Raw genomic sequence first — 3,201 nt, 5'->3', positions numbered from 1 at the left:
GATTGCATTCAAAGTGTGATGAGATATAATTATCAGTTGTTTTTTGTTTTTCAACTTTTTAGTATTTTTGATGCCTTTAATAATTGTTTTTTGAAAAATTATGAGAGTATATTTTTAAACATTTGTTAAATTAGGTTACTTGAAGCAATTACACTTCAAAAAACTGATGATTCAACATGCATTAAGAAGAAGCATATGATACGCTATAATTCAAAATGGTTAAAATACTCTTATACGTTAACAAAAAGAGCAAAAAAGCAATGTATCTACATAGTTTTATATTGAGAAGAAGTTATAAAAAAACGCCATAATATTTAGAGAAAATTATTATGTTTTTATATATTTTAAAATAATGATATATAATTATTGAGATTTTTAATTAATTTTATTGAAAATAATTTTCTTTTTTTATGTATTTAAAGATATGTATTTTATAATATTTTCATATCTTTTTGTGTTGTTAGTTGCAGTTATTACTTTCATTTACGTTTTTTTATATCTTTATATGTAAAAATTAACATAAAAATTTTTTTTAGATGGATATGAACATTTTTGAAAACTATTTTTTAGAAAAAAATGTTAATTGTTATGTCCATGATTATATATTTTAATTACAAATATATTTAAGTTATTCATTATCGATTTTGATATTTTTGTATTAATCTTTTTTATATTGATCTTTTTTTAAGTTTAAAATAACATAGAATTATTTATATTTTTTAATATATTTCGATGACGCCCAAGCAATAATATTTTTCAATATTTGATCTCCGCACGTGGTTAAAATAGATTCTGGGTGAAATTGAAATCCACATACACGATCAAAATCATTTCTTACAGACATAATCATTTTTTCAAAAAATGAATTAATTACAAAATGATTAGGAAGATCTTTACAAACAACTAATGAGTGATATCGTGCTACAGGTAAGGGTTGAGGTATGTTTTTAAACATCTCTAAACCGTCATGATTGATTAACGATGCTTTCCCATGGAATATTTCTCCTGCATATTTAATCATCCCTCCATACGCTTCTATTATCGCCTGATGACCTAAACAAATTCCTATTATAGGAATATGACCTTTAACTATTTTAATTAAATCTAACATACATCCTGCATTTCGGGGTATACTGGGTCCTGGTGATAACATTAAAATAGGATTATCAAGTTTTTTGATAGCTTGTATAATAATATTTATCTCTACTGTATTTCGGTAAATTAAAACATGATGCTTTTGATTTCTAATTTGTTCAACAAGATTATAAGTAAAAGAATCAATATTATCTAAAAGTATAATGTTTGCCATATTTTTAAAAAACCTTGTTGTCAACTATGGAATGTGATTGTTTTATAGCATTGATTACAGCTTTTGCTTTATTAAAACTTTCTTTAACTTCGTCTTCAGGAATAGAATTCAACACAATACCAGCTCCAGCTTGAATAGTAGCTACGTTGTTTTCCACATACGCCGAACGTATTGTAATACAAGTATCTAAATTACCTAAATCTGTAAAATATCCTATAGCCCCTCCATAACTACCTCTTGATTCTCTTTCACAATTCTGAGATCGATTGCATGGCTCTCACTTTAAGTGCTCCAGTTAAAGTTCCCATATTCATACCAGTCATTAAGCATGCAGTGCATCCCTCATTCTGTTTTCAGACGCTGACGAATTTTGATACCACAGGCATTACATAAGAATATTTATCTACCTCAACTAAATCAGATGCATATCTAGATCCCGGTTTACAAATGCGTGCTGAATCATTTCGAGCTAGATCGACTGACATTCAATGCTCTGACAGTTTTGTTTAATGCGTTCTTTTGTTGGGCATGATGTCGCCATCTCAATTGCAGTCAAACGTGCCATCTTTTTTTGTACTTCTGGGTCTTGTTCCCGCTATAGGATACAGTTCAATTTTTCTTGTTTTTTCATTATATTTTAGAGAACTTTCAGGTGATGCTCCAAATAAACTAAAATGATTATCTTGCATAAAAAACATGTAAGGACTGGGATTATTCTTTTTTAAGGTTTGATAAGCGGAAAGAGGATTTTCACAGGGCAAAAAAAACTTTCTAGATGGCACTACTTGAAAAATTTCACCCTTTTGTATTAAAATTTTTAATTTTTTTATTATTGAAGAATATTCTTCGTCACTCATATTAGAAGTTAAATGAATATTTTTTATTTGATTTGTGGGAATTGAACTTATTTTTTTTTCTAGTTTTTTTTGTATCTCTTGTGTTCTTTTTTCAATTCTATTTTCTTCTTTTATATCTTGAGCAAAGACACTACTTTGAATTACACATTTTTTTGTTTGATGATCTAAAATTAATAAAGTTTCTGCTAGATAAAAACAAAAATTAGGACATTTTTGTGTTGTTTTTATGTCCGGTACAGACTCAAAATAAGTAATCAGATCGTATGAAAACAATCCTCCGAAAAATATTGCTTTTTGTCTTTTTTGGGTATTTTTGAACATTTTAATAATTAGTCTAAAAGCGTCAAATACTGACATTTTAAAAATTTTTTTATCTTCATCTAAATTTTTATCAATATTAGAAAATATCATTTGAATATTTTTTCCAATTTCAAGAATTTTTATTTCTTTAAAAATATTTTTTCTAAAATTTTCTAAAATTTTTTGTCCGTTTTGAGATAATGCAGTCAAGGTCACTACGTTCTTTTTTTCAGAAGAAATACGTAGCGCGCTGTCAATTATCATTATGCTTTCTAAATCTTTTTTTTTATTGATTTCTGCGGTTTCTAATAATAATGTTGATGGTTTATGTCTACAAAGATGATTAAATATTATTGTAGGATCAGAATGATATTTAGCTTGTTTTTGAATAATTTTAATTTCATATGGGCTGGTTTTCATTAATTTAAATCTCTTGTTTATTCAAAATACTAGTATGATATGTGCTAATTGATTTATACTAACTAATTAATGAAATTAAAGCAAGGTGTGACTATTTTATTTTTTATATTTTCAAAAAAATGAAAAAAATATTTAATCATTTTCTCAATCTGTAATCATAGCGCTGTAAGCGTCTGTTATCGTCTGATGACCTACAGAAACCTTTAGAAGAGTCGATTCAGAAGATTTAAAAATTATTTGCATGAAAATCTGGTATGGTGTTCTCTGTTTTAGAAAATATCCCATTCGATTGCAAGATTAACAGATAGAGTGTGA

At 26.7% G+C, this 3,201-nt stretch carries 1 protein-coding gene and 1 pseudogene; both read right to left on the bottom strand.

Features of this window, described 5'->3' with window-relative positions; all coding sequences use genetic code 11:
• Positions 1-706 precede the first annotated feature (706 nt).
• Complete coding sequence (locus D9V69_RS03085) at positions 707-1,309, bottom strand: aminodeoxychorismate/anthranilate synthase component II (protein WP_158356872.1); 603 nt, start codon at positions 1,307-1,309, stop codon at positions 707-709.
• A 4-nt stretch (positions 1,310-1,313) separates the two neighbouring features.
• A pseudogene (locus D9V69_RS03080) lies at positions 1,314-2,886 on the bottom strand (anthranilate synthase component 1).
• Positions 2,887-3,201: the final 315 nt, after the last annotated feature.

Origin of the sequence: Buchnera aphidicola (Hyadaphis tataricae), assembly GCF_005081445.1 — a bacterium.
Classification (GTDB): domain Bacteria; phylum Pseudomonadota; class Gammaproteobacteria; order Enterobacterales; family Enterobacteriaceae; genus Buchnera; species Buchnera aphidicola_AE.
This window is presented reverse-complemented; position numbering and strand designations above follow the sequence as displayed.